12 protein-coding genes are annotated in these 16,638 nt (G+C 69.3%); 8 read left to right on the top strand and 4 right to left on the bottom strand.

The genetic code is table 11. The features are described 5' to 3' along the window. Positions 1-49 precede the first annotated feature (49 nt). From IT184_18445 to IT184_18435, 3 genes are all read left to right on the top strand, one after another. Positions 50-3,907, top strand: coding sequence for an AAA family ATPase (locus IT184_18445; GenBank protein MCC7010798.1), 3,858 nt, complete (start codon positions 50-52; stop codon positions 3,905-3,907). 106 nt (positions 3,908-4,013) lie between these two features. Next, positions 4,014-4,880: a PEP-CTERM sorting domain-containing protein gene (locus IT184_18440; protein MCC7010797.1), complete on the top strand. Its 867-nt coding sequence runs from the start codon at positions 4,014-4,016 to the stop codon at positions 4,878-4,880. 103 nt (positions 4,881-4,983) lie between these two features. Then, the gene (locus IT184_18435; protein ID MCC7010796.1) at positions 4,984-5,754 is read left to right on the top strand and encodes a 3-oxoacyl-ACP reductase FabG; all 771 of its coding nucleotides are present in this window, start codon (positions 4,984-4,986) and stop codon (positions 5,752-5,754) included. Positions 5,755-6,023: 269 nt separating this feature from the next. Here the strand turns inward: IT184_18435 and IT184_18430 are convergent, their stop codons facing one another. Continuing rightward, on the bottom strand, positions 6,024-7,076 hold the full coding sequence (locus IT184_18430) for a YncE family protein (GenBank protein MCC7010795.1): 1,053 nt from the start codon (positions 7,074-7,076) through the stop codon (positions 6,024-6,026). Positions 7,077-7,222: 146 nt separating this feature from the next. On the opposite strand from IT184_18430, the gene IT184_18425 reads away from it, so the two are divergent. The 3 genes from IT184_18425 to IT184_18415 all read left to right on the top strand — a co-directional run bounded on the left by IT184_18425 (position 7,223) and on the right by IT184_18415 (position 10,879). After that, positions 7,223-8,122, top strand: coding sequence for a TIM barrel protein (locus IT184_18425; protein MCC7010794.1), 900 nt, complete (start codon positions 7,223-7,225; stop codon positions 8,120-8,122). A 145-nt stretch (positions 8,123-8,267) separates the two neighbouring features. Continuing rightward, the gene (locus tag IT184_18420) at positions 8,268-10,109 is read left to right on the top strand and encodes a PQQ-binding-like beta-propeller repeat protein (GenBank protein ID MCC7010793.1); all 1,842 of its coding nucleotides are present in this window, start codon (positions 8,268-8,270) and stop codon (positions 10,107-10,109) included. Continuing rightward, entirely contained in the window at positions 10,106-10,879 is a 774-nt protein-coding gene (locus IT184_18415) for a DNA alkylation repair protein (GenBank protein ID MCC7010792.1), read from the top strand. The genes IT184_18420 and IT184_18415 overlap by 4 nt, the downstream gene beginning before the upstream one ends. Positions 10,880-10,893: 14 nt before the next feature. Here IT184_18415 and IT184_18410 read toward each other — a convergent pair whose 3' ends face one another. Together IT184_18410 and IT184_18405 are read right to left on the bottom strand one after the other, a co-directional pair. Then, positions 10,894-12,300, bottom strand: a complete 1,407-nt coding sequence (locus IT184_18410; GenBank protein ID MCC7010791.1) for a sodium:solute symporter — start codon at positions 12,298-12,300, stop codon at positions 10,894-10,896. Between the two features lie 119 nt (positions 12,301-12,419). Next, complete coding sequence (locus IT184_18405; protein MCC7010790.1) at positions 12,420-13,484, bottom strand: exo-alpha-sialidase; 1,065 nt, start codon at positions 13,482-13,484, stop codon at positions 12,420-12,422. A 125-nt stretch (positions 13,485-13,609) separates the two neighbouring features. Here IT184_18405 and IT184_18400 point away from each other — a divergent pair, with 125 nt between their 5' ends. After that, positions 13,610-14,374 carry a sulfite exporter TauE/SafE family protein gene (locus tag IT184_18400; protein MCC7010789.1) on the top strand — a complete coding sequence of 255 codons (765 nt, stop codon included), beginning with the start codon at positions 13,610-13,612 and terminating at the stop codon, positions 14,372-14,374. A 24-nt stretch (positions 14,375-14,398) separates the two neighbouring features. Here IT184_18400 and IT184_18395 read toward each other — a convergent pair whose 3' ends face one another. Continuing rightward, complete coding sequence (locus IT184_18395; GenBank protein MCC7010788.1) at positions 14,399-16,249, bottom strand: VCBS repeat-containing protein; 1,851 nt, start codon at positions 16,247-16,249, stop codon at positions 14,399-14,401. Between the two features lie 247 nt (positions 16,250-16,496). Between IT184_18395 and IT184_18390 the strand changes: the two genes are divergently transcribed. Beyond that, positions 16,497-16,638 (top strand): hypothetical protein (locus IT184_18390; protein MCC7010787.1); only part of this gene is annotated, 142 nt, incomplete at its 3' end.

Raw genomic sequence — 16,638 nt, 5'->3', positions numbered from 1 at the left:
GAAGCGATGACGCGTACCGGGATGTGATCCGGTGCCGGATGGCCGCGTCATGATTCCCGCCGACTGGTCCAGGATCAAGCACCTCGTTGCCGAGGCGCTCGCGCGGCCGATCATCGAGCGGCAGCACTACCTCGAAACACAGACCAGCGACGAGGACGTGCGTCGCGAAGCCGCCTCACTGCTCGCCGCGGCGGAAGCCGCGACGGACCTGTACACGGACCCGGCCGTCCTCGTCAGCGGCGCGCGGTCTTTCGTCGACGCCCTCACGGACGGGGCGTTCGCGGACCGGGCGCAAGATCCGGTCGTCGTGGAGGCGAGCGGACCGCGGCCACAGCGCGAGTTCCGCGGAACCGGCCGATACGCCGTCCGCCGCCTGATCGGCGCCGGCGGCATGGGCGTCGTCTACGAGGTCGAGGATCGGCTGCGTCGTCAGCCCGTTGCCCTGAAAGTGCTTCACCGCGCCGACGGCGCGGCCCTGCTCCAGTTCAAGCGGGAGTTCCGCAGCCTCGCCGATCTCGCTCACCCGAACCTCGTTTCCTTGTACGACCTCGTGGTCGACGACGAGCGCTGCTTCTTCACGATGGAGCTCGTCGAAGGCGTGAGCGTCGATGTCCACGTGCGCGGTGCCGGAGCACCCGACCACACGAGAGCCCGTCACGTGTTCGGGCAACTGGTCCGCGCCGTCGAGGAGCTCCACCGACACGGCACGCTCCATGGGGACGTCAAGCCGTCCAACGTGTTGGTGACGCCTGAGGGTCGCGTGGTTCTGGTCGACTTCGGCCTCGCGTCGCGGCCCGGTCCAGATCGTGAACGGCACGAGGGCGGTGTCGCCGGTACGCCCGCGTACGTCTCTCCCGAACAGTGCCTCGGCGCCGTCGCGACGCAGGCGAGCGATTGGTATGGCGTGGGCGCGACGCTCTATCACGCGCTGACGGGGCACGCGCCCTTCGAGGGCCCGGTGTTCGACGTCCTGCGCCGCAAGATCGCGGCAATGCCGCCGGCCGTGCTGACCGTGGCACCGGGCGCTCCGCAGGATCTGAGCGACGTCTGCATGGCACTGCTCGAGACGGACCCCACGGCACGCATCACCGGATCCGACGCGCTCGCACGCCTTGGCCTCGGCAACACCGATCCGCGCGCCGCGACGCCCACCGCACCGCCGTTCGTCGGCCGCGCGAGTGAGCTCGCGATGCTGAGCCGCGCGTTCGACCAGGCCGCCACCGGCTGCCCGGTGCTGGTCTGCGTGCACGGTCCGGCAGGCATCGGGAAGAGCGCGCTCCTGCAGCACTTCTTCGACTCCACGGCCGCTCTTCGAGATGCCATCGTCCTGCGCAGTCGATGCCACGCACACGAGTCGGTCGCCTACAAAGGCCTCGACGGCCTTGTCGACAGCCTCAGCCGGCACATCCGGACGGTGCCGTTGGCTGATCACGCGGCGCGAGCCCTTGCACGGCTGTTTCCGGTGTTCAGGAACGTCGACGACGTGCCGGCCGATGACGACACCGACCCGGTCATGCTCCAGCAGCAGGCCTTTGCGGCGCTTCGCGACCTGCTGAGCCGGCTCACCGCGCGCGCGCCGGTCGTCGCGGCGATCGACGACTTCCATTGGGCCGACGCCGATAGCGCCGCGATCCTGACGACGCTGCTGCGACCACCCGCTCCGCCGCCCTTTCTGCTGCTTCTCGCGTTCCGCACGGACGAGGTGGATGCCAAGCCCTTTCTGCGCGCGTTGATCGACCCGGTCGATCCCGTTCAGAAGGCCGTGATCACGCTTGCGCCCATGACGGCGGACGAATGCGCTCGGATGATCGACGCGCACGCGCGGTCGGCCGGCGTCTCGGCGGACGAGCGCGACCGAATCGCCCGCGAAGCGGCGGGCAACCCGTACCTCGTCGAGGAACTGACGCGCGCGATTGGCGCCGGCCGTGCCGCGCGCGGGCGGCCGGGGCTTGGCGCGATGCTGCAGCAACGCCTGTCGGCCCTGCCGCCCGGGTGCCGTCCGTTCGTCGAAACGCTGGCCGTCTGCGGAAGGCCGATGCCGGCCGCACGCGTCTTCGAAGCCTGCGGGCTGACGGGCGACGAACGCCCTCTCGTGGCGCGACTGTGCGCCACGCACTTTCTCCGCACCAGCCGATCGTCGGACCACGTCGAGCTGTACCACGACCGGATCCGGGAAACGTTGTTGGGCGCGACCAGCCCGGCAGCCGTTCGAGCGATCCATGCTCGCGTCGCGAACGTCTTGCTCGCCCACGGCGACGACGAGCCCGAGGCGCTCTTCGACCACTGGCGGGGAGCTGGGGAACTGTCGGCAGCCGCCGCCTGCGCCGCGGCCGCCGCGACACGAGCCGGGCAGGTCCTCGCATTCGACCGCGCGGCGAGTTTCTTCCGCTCCGCGCTCGAGTTGCAGCCGGACGCGAGCGATCGCACGGCGTGGCGCATCGGCCTCGCCCGCTCGCTCGAACATGCGGGCCGGCCCGCTGAGGCGGCGGAGGCCTATCTCGAGGCCGCGACCGAAACCTCCGGGATCCAGCAGGTCGAGTGGAAACGCAAGGGAGCCGAACAGTTGCTGATGGGCGGCCATATCGATCGTGGCCTCGCCATCATCGACTCGGTGCTGCCTGCCGTGGGCCTCAGGCAACCCCGCGGGCCGCGGGCCGCCGTTGGACTGCTCCTGCTCCGGCGCGCCAGGCTGGCGTGGCGCGGGCTCGAGTTCGAGCCCCGCGATCCGAACGCGGTCACGAGAGCGGAGCTCCTCCGCATCGATACGTGCTGGGCCATCTCCACGGGGCTGATGCTCGTCGACACGCTGCGCGCGGCATCGTTTCACGTCGGCCACCTGCGGCTGGCGCTCGACACGGGCGAACCCTACCGGGTGGCGCGTGCTCTCGCGCTCGAGGCCTGCTTCTCAGCAGCCTCCGGCAGCCGGGCCGGCATGGCACGCTCGGAAGCATTCGCCCAGCGCGCACGCCGGCTCGCCGATCGTCTGCATCATCCCCACGTGATCGCCCTGTCATGGCTCACCGCCGGCATCGCGCGGTTCGTCCGCTCCGACTGGACGACGGCCACCGATCTCTGCGAGCGGGCCCTGACTCTGCTTCGCCAGCAGGGCACCGGCGCCGTGTGGGAATCGACGCTCGCGCAGAACTTCTTCCTCGGAGCCCTCATGTTCCGGGGCCAGATACGGCGCGTCACGACCTGGCTGCCCGATCTGCTTCGCTCGGCGCGGGAGCGGGGAAACCTCTACTTCGAAGTCGAAATCAGCGCCCGGATGAGCCTCGCGTGGCTCGCGAAGGATCGCCCGGACGAGGGGGAGCGGCAGGCGGACGAGGCGATCGCCCGCTGGTCGGCCGCCGGGTTCTACCGGCAGCACTACAACCATGTGATCGCGCGGGTGCAAGCGGCGCTGTACCGTGGCGACGCGGAGCGCGCGTGGCACACCGTGACCGCGTCGCACGCGGCGATCCGGCGAAGCCTGTGGCTCCACGTGCAGTACATGCGCGTGGAGTTCACGTTCATCCACGCTCGATGCGCGATCGCCATGGCGGCCGAGGGCCGCGACGTCAGGAGCATGCTCGCGACGGCCGAGCGGGCGTCCCGCGTGCTGGCGCGCGAAGGGACGGACTGGGCGGGCGCTGCCGCGCTCGTCGTCCGCGCGGCGGCGGCGAACCTCGAGGGCGACGAGCGCGCGGCGGCCGATCGGCTCCAAGCGGCGATCGACCTGTTCGACCGCGCGGACATGCAGCTCTACGCGGCCGCTGGTCGCCGGCGCCTGGCGGCGCTCGCGCCGAGCCAACGAGGACGCACGCTGCGGCAGCAATCCGACCGCTACATGGCCGACGAGGACATCCGCAATCCGCTGGCGATGGCCCGCCTGCTCGTCCCTGGATTCCGCGACCTGCCCGGTTGACCCGGTTTTCCCGTGGTTGACGCGTGTAGGAATAACGCGCGAGCGGGAGAGCTCGGCGGGAAGACTAAGTTCTTCCTCACGAAGACGTTGAGCCTGGAGCCGGATCATGAGCACATCATTCGCCGCCCGCTGGACCTTCAGCAGTGTGGCGCAGACACTGGGATTCCTGTTCATCGTGGTTCTCGTACCGCGTTCGGCGGCATCGTCGCCCATCGCCGGCGTCGGCATCACGGCCTGCACCCCGGAAATCCTGGTCACAGGGGTCTCCTCGGCAACCGACGCTCAGGACTGTGGATCCAGCAGCGCGGCGGGCAGCGCCAGCTTCGCCACGGGGTTTCTCTCGGTCGATCTCACGACCGCGCCGGGCGAAGGCGTGATGGCGCGGGCGTTCCTCGACGACCTGATCACGTTCACCATCACCGGAGCTTCGAGCGCCACCGTCTGGGTCACGATGTCCGGCGGCTGGGGGGGCACGTACGACTACAGCGTCAATGCCGACTTCCGCGTCGAATTCGACCTGATGCTCTCGAAACCAGGCGCCAGCGGCTTCAACCGCTACAACGGCTGGGGCGTTCCCAATCCCGCCTTCAATGACCCGCTGGTCTACACGAGTGCTTTCACGCGCCTACCGTCGCCGCCGTTCACGACGCCGTCCGGCGAGGTCGCCGGCGACTACACGTTCACCACGCCCTGGCAGATCACGAACGGGAACTACTTCCTTTTCGCCAGCGTCAAGGCCGAGGCCTCGAACGGGGCCGACGCGTCGATCACCGATCCCTTGATCATCACGCTGCCGGACAACGTGACGTACACGTCGGCGTCCGGTCGCGTCTACAGCCTCGCGGCGCCGCCCGATCCCGGCGCCTCGCCCGTGCCGGAGCCGTCGACGCTGCTGCTGCTCGGCGGCGGCCTGGTGGCCATGGCCCGGCGACGACTCGCCAGGGCAGGCGGCTCGACCAGTCGGAGACCCTGATCGTCGGCAGCACGCATCGCCGCATACCGTCGCCGAGACGCGCGCCGCGTGGACAACGCGGCACCATGACGAGCGTCGCCGTGACCTCGATATAGTCGTGGGCATGGCCCCACTCACGCGTTCGGAACGCACGGCGCTCGTGACCGGCGGCGGGCGCGGCGTCGGCCGGGGGATCGCGCTTGAGCTCGCGCGCGCCGGCTGCCACGTCGCGGTCAACTACGCGAGCGGCGAGGACGCCGCCCTCGACACGGTCGAGGCGCTGGCCGCGATCGGCGTCGACGCGTTCGCCGTGCGCGCCGACGTGAGCCAGGCGCGGGACGTCGAGGCGATGTTCGACGCCCTCGTGTCGCGCTGGGGACGGCTCGACGTGCTGGTCAACAACGCCGGCGTGCAGACGTGGGGCCCGCTCGTCGACCTCGCCGAGGTCGAATGGGATCGCGTGCTCGACACGAACCTCAAGGGCTGCTTCCTCTGCACGCGGGCGGCCGCGCGGCAGATGACCGCGCAAGGGCGCGGCGCCATCGTCAACATCGGCTCCGGGTCGAACAAGGCGCCGTTCCCCAAGCTGGCCGCCTACACCGCGAGCAAGGGCGGCCTCGAGATGTTCACGCGCGTCGCAGCCGTGGAGCTCGGGCCGGCGGGCATCCGCGTCAACTGCGTCGCCCCCGGCGCGATCGAGATCGAACGCACGCGGGAAGAGAACACGGACTACGCCGGCGTGTGGGGCCGCGTCACGCCGCTCCGCCGGGTCGGCACCCCCGCCGACGTCGGCCGCGCCGTCGTGTTCCTCGCAAGCGACGAAGCGTCGTTCATCACGGGACAGACGATCTGGGTCGACGGCGGGTTGTTCACGCAGGCCGTTTGGGCGTATTGACGGGAGACGACAGGGACCACGGGGACGACGGGTACGACGGGTACGACAGGTCCAAAGAACGAACTCACGCTGGCCAACTGGTCTTCTTGAAGGCTGAGCGACGGGCTCATGCCCGCTACGGCATGTCACGACTCGGAAGCGGACCGCCAGCGCGTTCCTTGAACCTACGAACCCGCCCTGATCTGTCGCACCCGTGAACCAGTCGGCCAGCGTCAGCGCGTTCCTTGAACCTGTCGTACCCGTCGTACCGGTCGTACCCGTCGTACCCGTCAAGGCTGTACCGTCCACGCGGTCCCGTCCGGATTCGGGCCGGCGTCGATCTTGCCCACCACCTCGAGCGTGTGCAGGTCGATGACGACGACGAAGCCGCTGCGGGACGAGGCGCCGTAGGCGCGCGCGCCGTCGGGCTGCATCAGGATGCCGCCGACGCCGGCGCCGGCATCGATCTTCTTGATCTCCTTGCGCGTCGCCGCGTCGAAGACGACGATCGTGCCGCCGCTGCCGGCCGGCGCCGAGAGGCGCGAGATCAGCACGCGTTTGCCATCGGGCGTGAACTTCACGCGGTTGGCGCCCGTGACGCCCGCGTCCCAGCTCTGCGCGATCTTCTTGCCGATCGTGTCGACGATGGAGATCTTGCCGCGCGGGCTCGCCGTCCACAGCTCGCGGCCGTCTGGCGACACGTCGAAGCCCTCGAAGTCGTCCGACGGCTCGCCCACCTTCACCGACGTCACCGTCCAGTCATCGTCGGCGGCTGGCGCGAAGCGGCCCGCGCGGCCGACCGCGCGCTCGATGATGCTCGCGCTCGCCGACTGCACGTTGACCGTGAACATGCGCTTGAGATCGGGCGCCACGACGACCATGTGGGAGATGTCCTGACCGGTGCCGAGCGCCCAGTCCACCTTGTTCGTCGCGGGATCGACGCGCCCCACCGCTTTCGCGACCTCGGCGGTGAAGTAGATCTTGCCGCCGGCTTCCGTCATGCCATGCGGACCGCGCAACGGGCCGAGATCCACCGGCGGCAGCGGCTTGAACTCGACGAGATCGGCCACGGTGAGCGTGTTGAACCCGCCCTTGGCCGTGCCGTAGTTCGAGATGTAGGCGCGGCGGCCATCGGGCGTGGCCGCCACTTCGTGCGGATCGGGACCGGACGGCACCTTGCCGATGACCTTCAGCGTGACCGGGTCGACGACCGACAGCGTGAGCGCACCCTTCGACAACACGAGCAGGCGCCCCTTGCCGGCCGGAGGCGTCTGCGACGACCCGACCGCCCACACCGAGCCGACGGCCAATGACAGGAGCAAAGCGACGAGGCGCGTACGCATGACCGAATCCTCCCTGGTGGGTCGTTCTCAGGATGATACGCCGCAGCGCGCAGTCCCTTTACCCTTTCCCCTTTCCCCTCCCTTTCCCCTTTCCCCTTTACCTCTGCCCTTTGCCCTCTGCCCTTTGCCCTACTAGAATGTCGCCCATGACATCAACACGCCGCCAGTTCCTCACGAAGAGCGGCCTTGCCGTTGCCGGCACGGCCATGTTGTCGCACGCGTCCCTGGAAGCGGCGGAGGCGCCGGTCGTGCCGGGCAACCTGCCGCTCGGCTTCCAGGCGTTCGAGATCGTCCCCGACCTGAACAAGGACTGGGACGGCACCCTCAAGCAGATGGTGTCGATGGGCTACAAGCTGATCGACATGGTCGCCATGAATCCGTACAACCTGCGGACGTCGAAGGAGCTCAAGGCGGAGTTCGCGCGCGTCGGGCTGCAGTGCAACGTCTGCCATTGGGGCTACGCCGCGTGGAACAACACGTTCGGCCAGACGATGGACTACTCGAACGGCCTCGGCGTGAAGCACGTCATCTGCGGGCCGAAGCCGCAACTGCGAACGACCGACGACTGGAAGTCGATGGCGGCCGACCTCAACAAGTTCGGCGCGATGGCCAAGAAGGAAGGGCTCACGATCGCCTATCACAACCACGAGATCGAGTTCGTCAAGACGCCGCAGGGCGACGTGCCCTGGGACGTTCTGATGATGAACACCGATCCGGCGATCGTCCGCTACCAGATCGACGTCGGCAATCTCACGTTCGGCGGCGGCGACGCCGTGGAGCACCTGCGGAAGTACAACAACCGGTACTTCTCGTTCCACGCGAAGGACTTCGTGCGCGGCAAGGCCGCCGTCCCAGTGGGCGCCGGCACGCTCGACTGGAAGACGATCTTCCAACTGGCGCTGCAGGCCAAGGTCGAGAGCGTCATCGCCGAAGTGGGTGCCTACGGCGCCAACACGCTCGACGGCGCACCGCTCGAGAAGGCCGATCTCAGCATCCTGGAATCGTACCGCCGCAGCGCGGAGTTCCTGCTCGCGTTCAAGGGATGAGGACACGGTCCCGGGTCCCTGGTCCAAGGTCCCGAGTTCGTCATCGTCCCGTGGTCCACTGGTCCGAAGGTCCCGTCGCGGTGCGCCGGGACCTTTTTCGTTTCGGCGCACGCACGCCGGCCTCGCTATGACATCCACTCGACGCGTGACGATCGCCCTCTCCCTGGTCGCGACGGCGGCGATGATCGCCGTCACTGGCACGCGCCTCCCCGCCCAGGCGCCGCGGGAATGGAAGGACTACGCGGGCGGCCCGGACAGTTCGAGATTCGTCGCAACCACCCAGATCACGAAAGCCAACGTCGCCGAGCTCAGGGTCGCCTGGACGTATCCGGGCGGGCAGACCGGCTCGAACCCGATCGTCGCGCGCGGCGTCGTCTACGCCCGCGCTCGCAACAACGCCATCGTGGCGCTCGACGCCGCGACGGGCCGAGAGCTGTGGCTGCGCGACGGCCTGCAGGGGATGACGAGCCGCGGGTTCAACTACTGGGAGGCGCCCGACGGCAGCGATCGGCGGCTGATCTTCGCCATCGACGAGCAACTGCAGGAGATCGACGCGCGCACGGGCGAGCGCATCACGACGTTCGGCACGAACGGCAAGGTCGATCTGCGCGCGGGGCTGGAGCGCGACCCGTCCACGATCAAGGTGCAGTCCGGCACGCCGGGCCGCGTGTTCGAGGATCTCATCATCCTGGGATCGGCGACGAATCAGGAATACAACTCCGCGCCGGGCGACGTCCGCGCCTACAACGTCCGCACGGGCGCGCTCGCGTGGACGTTTCACACCGTGCCGCGCCCCGGCGAGTTCGGCTACGAGACGTGGCCGGAGTACGCGTACAAGACCGTCGGCGGCGCCAACAACTGGGGCGAGCAGTCGATCGACGTGGCGCGCGGGATCGTCTACGTGCCGACCGGCAGCCCCAAGCACAACTTCTACGGCGGTCATCGCCACGGTACGAACCTCTTCGGCGACTGCATCCTGGCGCTCGACGCGCGCACCGGCAAGCGGCTGTGGCACTTCCAGACCGTCCACCACGACATCTGGGACTACGACAACAACTCGGCGCCGCAGTTGACGACCGTCGAGCAGAACGGCCGGCGCATCGACGTCGTCGCGGTCGCCGGCAAGACCGGCTATCTGTACGTGTTCGATCGCGTCACCGGTGCGCCGATCTGGCCGATCGAAGAGCGGCCCGTGCCGACGCGCACGGAGATTCCGGGTGAGAGCGTTTGGCCGACACAGCCGTTCCCGACGAGCCCGCCGCCTTTCTCGAAGCTCTCGCTGAAGCCGGACGAGGTGAACCCGCACATCCTCACGCCCGATGAACGCGAGCAGTTCCGGCGGCGCGTCGCGGCGGCGCGCTACGACGGCCCCTTCACGCCGATCGCCTACGAGGACACGCTGCACGTGCCGGGCAACTCGGGCGGGTCGAATTGGGGCAGCACGGCCGCCAACCCGAACGACGGCACGGTGTACGTCATCAGCCTGAACATGCCGGCGCTCATCCGGCTGCTCAAGCCCGGCGAGGTGCGCCAGACGAACGGCGGCGGCGCGGCCGGCACGGTCTCGACGCTGGAGCGCCCGATCATGGACGGCTTCGGGCTGTATCCGACCATCGTGAGCCCGCCGTACCAGACGCTCACGGCATACAACCTCAACACCGGCACGATCAAATGGCAGATCGGCCTCGGCGACGACCTGCGTCTCGTGCGTCAGGGGATCACCGGCACCGGCTCCGCGTCCTCTACGAAGACCGCCGTCATCCCGACGGCCTCCGGACTCGTGTTCGCGACCGCGCCCGATCAGAAGGTCCACGTCTACGACAGCGACACGGGCCGGCAGCTCCACGAGCTGCCGCTCGGCGCGAACACGAGCGGATCGCCGTCGATGTACGAGCACGGTGGCAAGCAGTACCTGCTCGTCACCGCGAGCGGAGGCGGCGCTGCCTGGAGCGGGCCGGCCGGCATCGTCGCGTACGCGTTGCCGTGACGCGGTCCCCGGGGGCCACGACACACCGGGGGTCTTCGCTCGCGGTCATCAGACGAGACCTTCGACGCACGGCCGACGCGGCGCGGGCCGCACAGCTCGGCCGCTACTTCAAGACCGGCCCCGGCGGCTACGGCGAGGGCGACCGTTTCCTTGGCCTGACGCTGTCGGCCGTGCGAGCGTCCGTCCGCGCGCACTCCCATGCGAGCCTCGCGGTGCTCGAGACGCTGCTCACCTCGCGATGGCACGAGGAGCGAACGCTCGCCCTGCTGATCCTCGTCCGCCAGCACGCGGCGGGTACGCCGGAACAGCGACGGCGAATCGTGTCGATGTACCTCCGCCACCGAAAGCACGTGAACAACTGGGATCTCGTCGACTGCTCGGCGCCGGGGATTCTCGGCGCCCATTGGGCCGACGCCGACGGCGGCCGGCTGGCGGAGCTGGCGGCATCGCCGAGCGTGTGGGATCGTCGGATCGCGGTGCTGGCCACGGCCTGGGACATCAGGCAGGGACGGTTCGATCGGACGTTCGCGCTGGCTGAACAGCTCCTCGGCGATCCGCACGATCTCATCCACAAGGCCGTCGGCTGGATGCTGCGCGAGGTCGGCAAGCAGGATCGACGCGCGCTCGAGCAGTTCCTCGACCGCCACGCCGCGACGATGCCGCGCACGATGCTGCGCTACGCCGTCGAGAAGTTCCCCACCACGTTGCGGCAGGAGTACCTTGGTCGCCCGCGCGCGCGGCGCGACGGACGGCGCGCCGCGAAGGCCTGACGTTTCCCGGGCCGTCATGGCTGGATCGAGCCTTTCGCCGGCGCACCGGCATCCTCCCGCGCCGTCCCGACCGCGCTGCCGAGCCACCCGACCGCCAGGATCGCGGCGGTCGCGATCACGATGATGAGGTTCGGGTGGAACGGGCTGCGCCATGACGCGAGGACCCCGGTCCAGCCCGGCGAGAACGTCATCCACACGATCAGCAGCACGCCGGCGGCGACGCCGGCCGCCGCGTTGCCGCTGCGCGCGCCGCGCGACAGGCGCCCGAGCAGAAAGAGCCCCAGCATGCCGCCGCTGAAGATGCTCGCGAGCTGCCACCAGGCGTCCAGCGCGCTTCGGATGCGCATCATCGCGAGCGCGGCGCCCACACCGGCGACGCCGAACACGAGCGTCGAGGCGCGCAGGACGAGCAGGCGCCGGCCCTCCGGCGCGTCCGGCCGCACGTATCGCAGGTAGACGTCGCAGAGCACGAGCGTGGCCGAGCCGTTGAGGCTGCTCGAAATCGTCGACTGCGCGGCCGCGAAGACCGAGGCGATCACGAGCCCGGCCACGCCGGCCGGCAGCGCCGTGGCGATGAAGTGCGGGAACACGGCGTCGGGCTGCGACGCCATGCCGGCGGGCAGCAGATCCGGACGGGCCGTGTAGAACGCGAACAACCCCGTGCCGATGAACAGGAACGCCGCGCTGATCGGCACGTACAAGAGCGCTCCCAGCCAGACGCTCCGGCGCGCGGCCGCATCCGAGTCGGCCGTCTGATATCGCTGCACGTAGCTCTGATCGATCCCGAAGTTCTGGAGATTGATGACGATGCCGTACAGCAGCACGACCCAGATCGTGGACTGCCCGACGTCGGCCGACGCGCTGCCGAGGCTGAACTTGCCGTTCGCGGCCGCCAGGGACCACACCTGCGACGCACCGCCTGGCATCCCGGCGAACAGCACGGCGACACAGGCCGCGGCCCCGCCGATGAAGACGATCGTCTGGACGACGTCGGTCCAGATGACGGCGGCCATTCCGCCATACAGGGTGTAGCCGATCACGACGACGCCGGTGATGAAGATCAGCGCCGGCACCGACAGGCCGGTCAGCGGCGCGAGCGCGAGCGCCAGCAGATAGGTGATCGTCCCGACGCGCGCGAGCTGTGTGAGCAGGTAGCAGCCGACGGCGTACGAGCGGGCCCATCCTCCGAACCTCGCTTCGAGATGTTCGTACGACGAGAGCGCACGCGACTGGCGGTAGAACGGCACGAACCACCGGACCGCCGCCCACGTCGTCAACGGCAGCGCCAGGCTGAAGACGAACGGGTTCCAGTCGCTCGAGAACGCCTTGCTCGGCAGCGCCAGGAAACTGATGCTGCTCACGTACGTGCCGACGATCGAGAGGCCCACGGCCCAGGCGGGCACGCGACGGCCCGCCGACATGAACGCGTCGCTCGTGCGGCTGCGGCGTCCGGCCCACAGGCCCAGCAGCGCGGTGCCGACGAGGTAGATCACGAGCACCGCGACGTCGACCGCGCCGAGCAGTGCCTGGCGCGACACGTCTATCGCGGCCAGGCGCCGTTGGCGATCGGACGTGGCGTCGCTGCCCTCGACAGATCGAGGACGACGTGGCGGATGCGTTCGCGGCGCCAGGTGTACGTCACGTGCACGAGCCCGTCGGCCGTCTGGATGACGGCCGGATACGAGTACTCGCGCCCGGGATCGTCCTCGAGCACCGCGACCGCGCGCCAGGCGCGGCCGTCGTCAGAGATGGCCACGTTCAGCGGACTGCGGCCGCTCGCCGTGTGGTTGTAGACGAGGAGCTGCCGGCCGTCGCGCAGCGTCACGGCATCGGTGCCGGCGCTCGGGTTCGGGAGGTCGAGCAGCCCGAGCGGGCTCCACGTCTGTCCCTGGTCGGCCGACCACGTTTCGAACAGACGGCCCGAGCGCGTGCGGCCGATTGCCTGCAGACGGCCGTCGCGGTGCACGAGCACGCTCGGCTGAATCGCGCCCTTCGTGGTGCCGTCGGCCACGGTCTCGGTCGCGCGCCACGTTCGGCCGCCGTCGGTCGATCGCTCGAAGTGCACGCGCCATCCGTCGTGCTCGGTGCTCGAACCGGAGACGATCGCGCCGTCGGCGAGCTGCACCGGTTTGTTCTTCACCGGCCCGATGATGCCGTCCGCCAGGCGCACGGGCGTCGTCCACGTGCGCCCGTCGTCGCTCGACGTCATCGACATGCCCCACCACGACGACGGCGAAGGGCCGACTTTGTAGAACAGGTACAGCGGGCCGGCCGCCGGGCGGAACAGGACGGGATTCCACGTCGGATAGCGCAGCGCAGGCGATTGCACGCCGTTCGCGACCTCGACTGGCGTCGTCCAGCGGCCGCCCTCATGACGCGACAGCCAGATGCCGACGTCGGGATTGCGCTCGGCGGTGCCGCCGAACCACGCGGCGACCAGGCCGCTCGGCGTCTCGGCGATGGTCGAGGCATGGCAGGAGGGAAACGGCGCGGTCTCGTAGATGAGCTCGGACAGGATGATCGGCGACTGATGTCGAAGCGAGGCGGAAACAGCGGCCGTGAGCATCAGGCCGCAGGCGAGCGTGAGCACCGTTCGGATCGTCATAGGCCACACCGCGGTTGCGTCGGCACGAGGACGGCGATCGTATCAGGCGCCGCATCGGCCTCGACCGAAGGGTTGGGGATCGATGCTCAAATGACCAATACTCACCTGGCAGGTCTTCGCACCCGATGCTGAGCGTCACCGATTACGTCGTCATCGGCCTCGCCGCCCTCGCGGCCGGGCTCGTCAATGCCATCGCCGGCGGCGGAACGTTGATCACGTTCCCCGTGCTGACGGCGGTCGGCGTGCCGGCCGTTGCGGCGAACATCACGAACGCGGTGGCGCTCTGCCCCGGCTTCCTCGGCGCGGTGTACGCGCAGCGGCGCGATCTCGACGGCCAGGAGCGCCGGCTGCGCATCGTGCTGCCGGCCAGCGCCGTCGGCGGCATCGTGGGTGGCATCCTGCTCGTCATCGGCGGCGAACGCGTCTTCCGCTCGCTGATCCCGTTCTTGATTCTCGGCGCGTCGGCGCTGCTGGCCGCCCAGGATCGGCTGCGCGCGTGGCTGGCCCGCCGGCCGTGGCACCGGACCACCGGCCACGGCTCCGACATGCGGGTGGCCGTGCCGCTCGCGCTCGGCGCGGTGTACGGCGGCTACTTCGGAGCCGGGCTCAGCGTGATCATGCTCGCGGTGCTGGGGCTCATGCTCGACGATTCGTTGACGCGGCTGAACGCGCTCAAGTCCGCGCTCGGCCTGGTGATCAACGTCGCCGCCGCGCTGTTCTTCGTCTTCTCCGGCCAGGTCGTCTGGACCGCCGCCGCCGTCATGGCCGCCGGCGCGCTGCTCGGCGGTGTCGTCGGCGGAAAAGTCGCCGGGATGATCGCGCCGAGCACGTTGCGGTGGACGGTGGTGGCGATCGGAGCGGTCGTCGGGCTCATCTATCTGGTCACGTAGGGAGGCAGTTCCCAATGCACGCGTTCACCTCCTTCTCGTGCCCCAGAACACGAAAGTCCCGCGGGTCGTGCCGGTCAGGACGTCAGGCAGCCCATCGCGATTGAGATCGACGACCGTGACGGTCGATCCGGCGCCCGATCGGTTGTGAACGAGATGCGGCACGAACTCCGCGCCGCCCGGCGCCTTCGGGTTGCGAACCGTCCGGTACCAGTACAGGACGCCGGGACCGTTCGGATCGGGATCGGAGTAGCTTTCGAGGTGCGACCAGTGGCGCTTGCCGACGACGAGATCCGGCACACGGTCCCCATCCATGTCCGCAGCGGTCGAGCCGTGCAGCTCTGAAAACGTCACGCCGCCGGCGTTCTTCGTGCTGAAGTCGTCCATGATCATGTGCTCGACGAACGTGCGCGCTCCAGCGGCGTCGCGACGCTGCTCGTACCACGCGAGACCCCACCCGTGCGCGGCCAGGCTGGTGACGACGTCGTTCAGCCCGTCGCCGTTGACGTCGTACACCGACATCTCGCTGCCACCGGGTCCCCACGGCGGGCCCGTGCGGCCCAGCCGCGCCGGCGAGTACGCCCAGGGGCGTCCCGTATCGGTCGCCGGCTGCGCCCACCAGCCGTACGGCGTCAGGATGTCCAGGCGGCCGTCGCCGTCGATGTCGCCAACGCCGACTCCGTGAATCGGCCACGGCCCCTTCGCCGACACCGCGCGGAACTGCCACGGCGCGGTGGGCCGCGCCGGATCGACGCTCGCATAGCCGACGACATCGCTCCCCACGAACACCCCGTCGGGCCGGCGATCGCCATCCACATCGCGGAACACGATCGTCTCCGATGTCACGGGCGGGAAGACCGCATAGCGATCCCATCGACGAGATTCGCCGCGCGGGTTCACGTGCAACACCGGCGTCCGCCCCTCGGTGATCAGCACGTCGTCCCACCCGTCACCGGTGTAGTCGAACGCGACGTTGATCATGCCGGGCGCGTACTCCTTCGCCGGATTGAACGGCTGGGCCAGGTAGATCTCGCGCGATTCGGTGAACGACGGGCCCAGGTAGTAGCGATGGCCCGCCGCGACATCGAGCACGCCGTCGCGATTGAAGTCACCCGCCGCGGCAGACCACGCCGTGTAGAAGTCTTCGATCTTCTGCGTGCGGAACCCGTCGCCGGTGATCTCAGGCGGCGTCATGCGGCGCGCGAGATCCTTGAGCGCCACGCCGCGGAACCGCACCTCGCCGGCACCGCCGACGTACAGCGCGATACGCCCGAATGCGCCGAATGCCTCGTCGGCCGTACCGCCCGCACCGCGGAGCTTGTTCATGAACGTGCGGAGGATGTTGGCGTCGACGACGACCTCTGCGTCGTTCCACTCGCCCGTGACGGCTGCGGCGGGAGGCAGCGGCGCGTACGGGGACGGCACGCCGCCCGGCATCGGCCCTGGTGGTCCCCATGGATTCGGCGCGACGCCCGGCGAGAGCCTGAAATTCCCGCCAGACGGCTGGAGCGCCGCCCGCGACGTTTCGTGCCCCTGAGGGTCGAGCACCACGGCGTACAAACCGGGATCCACGCCCGCGAACCTGACCATCAGCCCCTTGTATCCCTGGGGCGTCTGTTCCAGTCGTACCGCGGCACCGGCCTCGCACGCGCCCTGGCAGCGGAACGACACCGCCACGTGCAGGTCCTGGAGCGATCGCTCCAGCACGAGCCATCCTCCCGACGCCCCACGCGACACGCCGACGATGTCACCCTGCTCGACGCGCCAGTCGGCGTCACCCATGCGCTGCCACGCGCTGAGGTCCGTGCCCGTGAACGTCCAGTCAGGCACGAAGTTACCCGGCGCGGCCACCACGGGCCACGACAGCATCGCGCTCACGACTCCTACGATCCATCGCACCGACACCATGTCCCCCGCCCTCCGGCCGATCTGCCGCGAAAATCCTATCCTGGTGTGTGGGCACATGGCGCGGGACGCCCAGAGCACCTTCTGGCCCTCGAACGCGCCTCTCGCCAATTCGCTCCACGGTCGTGGAATCTCACTGAGGCCACGCGGAGATACTCAGAGGACGAGTCGCGATCACGCTCGAACTCCAGGTTCCGCTCGCAATCAGCCTGGTCGAGTCATGGGAGATCTGGGCGTGATGTGGAATATCGGACGACGCGACGCGATCGGCGTCTCGTGGTTCGTGACGACCGACTTCATCGGCGGAACCGGACCTACCGGACGCTACCGCCGGTGGCTGACCGACACGCAGTCGTTGGATT

Source organism: Acidobacteriota bacterium (assembly GCA_020853395.1).
Lineage (GTDB): Bacteria > Acidobacteriota > Vicinamibacteria > Vicinamibacterales > SCN-69-37 > JADYYY01.
Note: the sequence above shows the minus strand (reverse complement) of the source record. Positions and strands in the feature narration are given on the sequence as shown.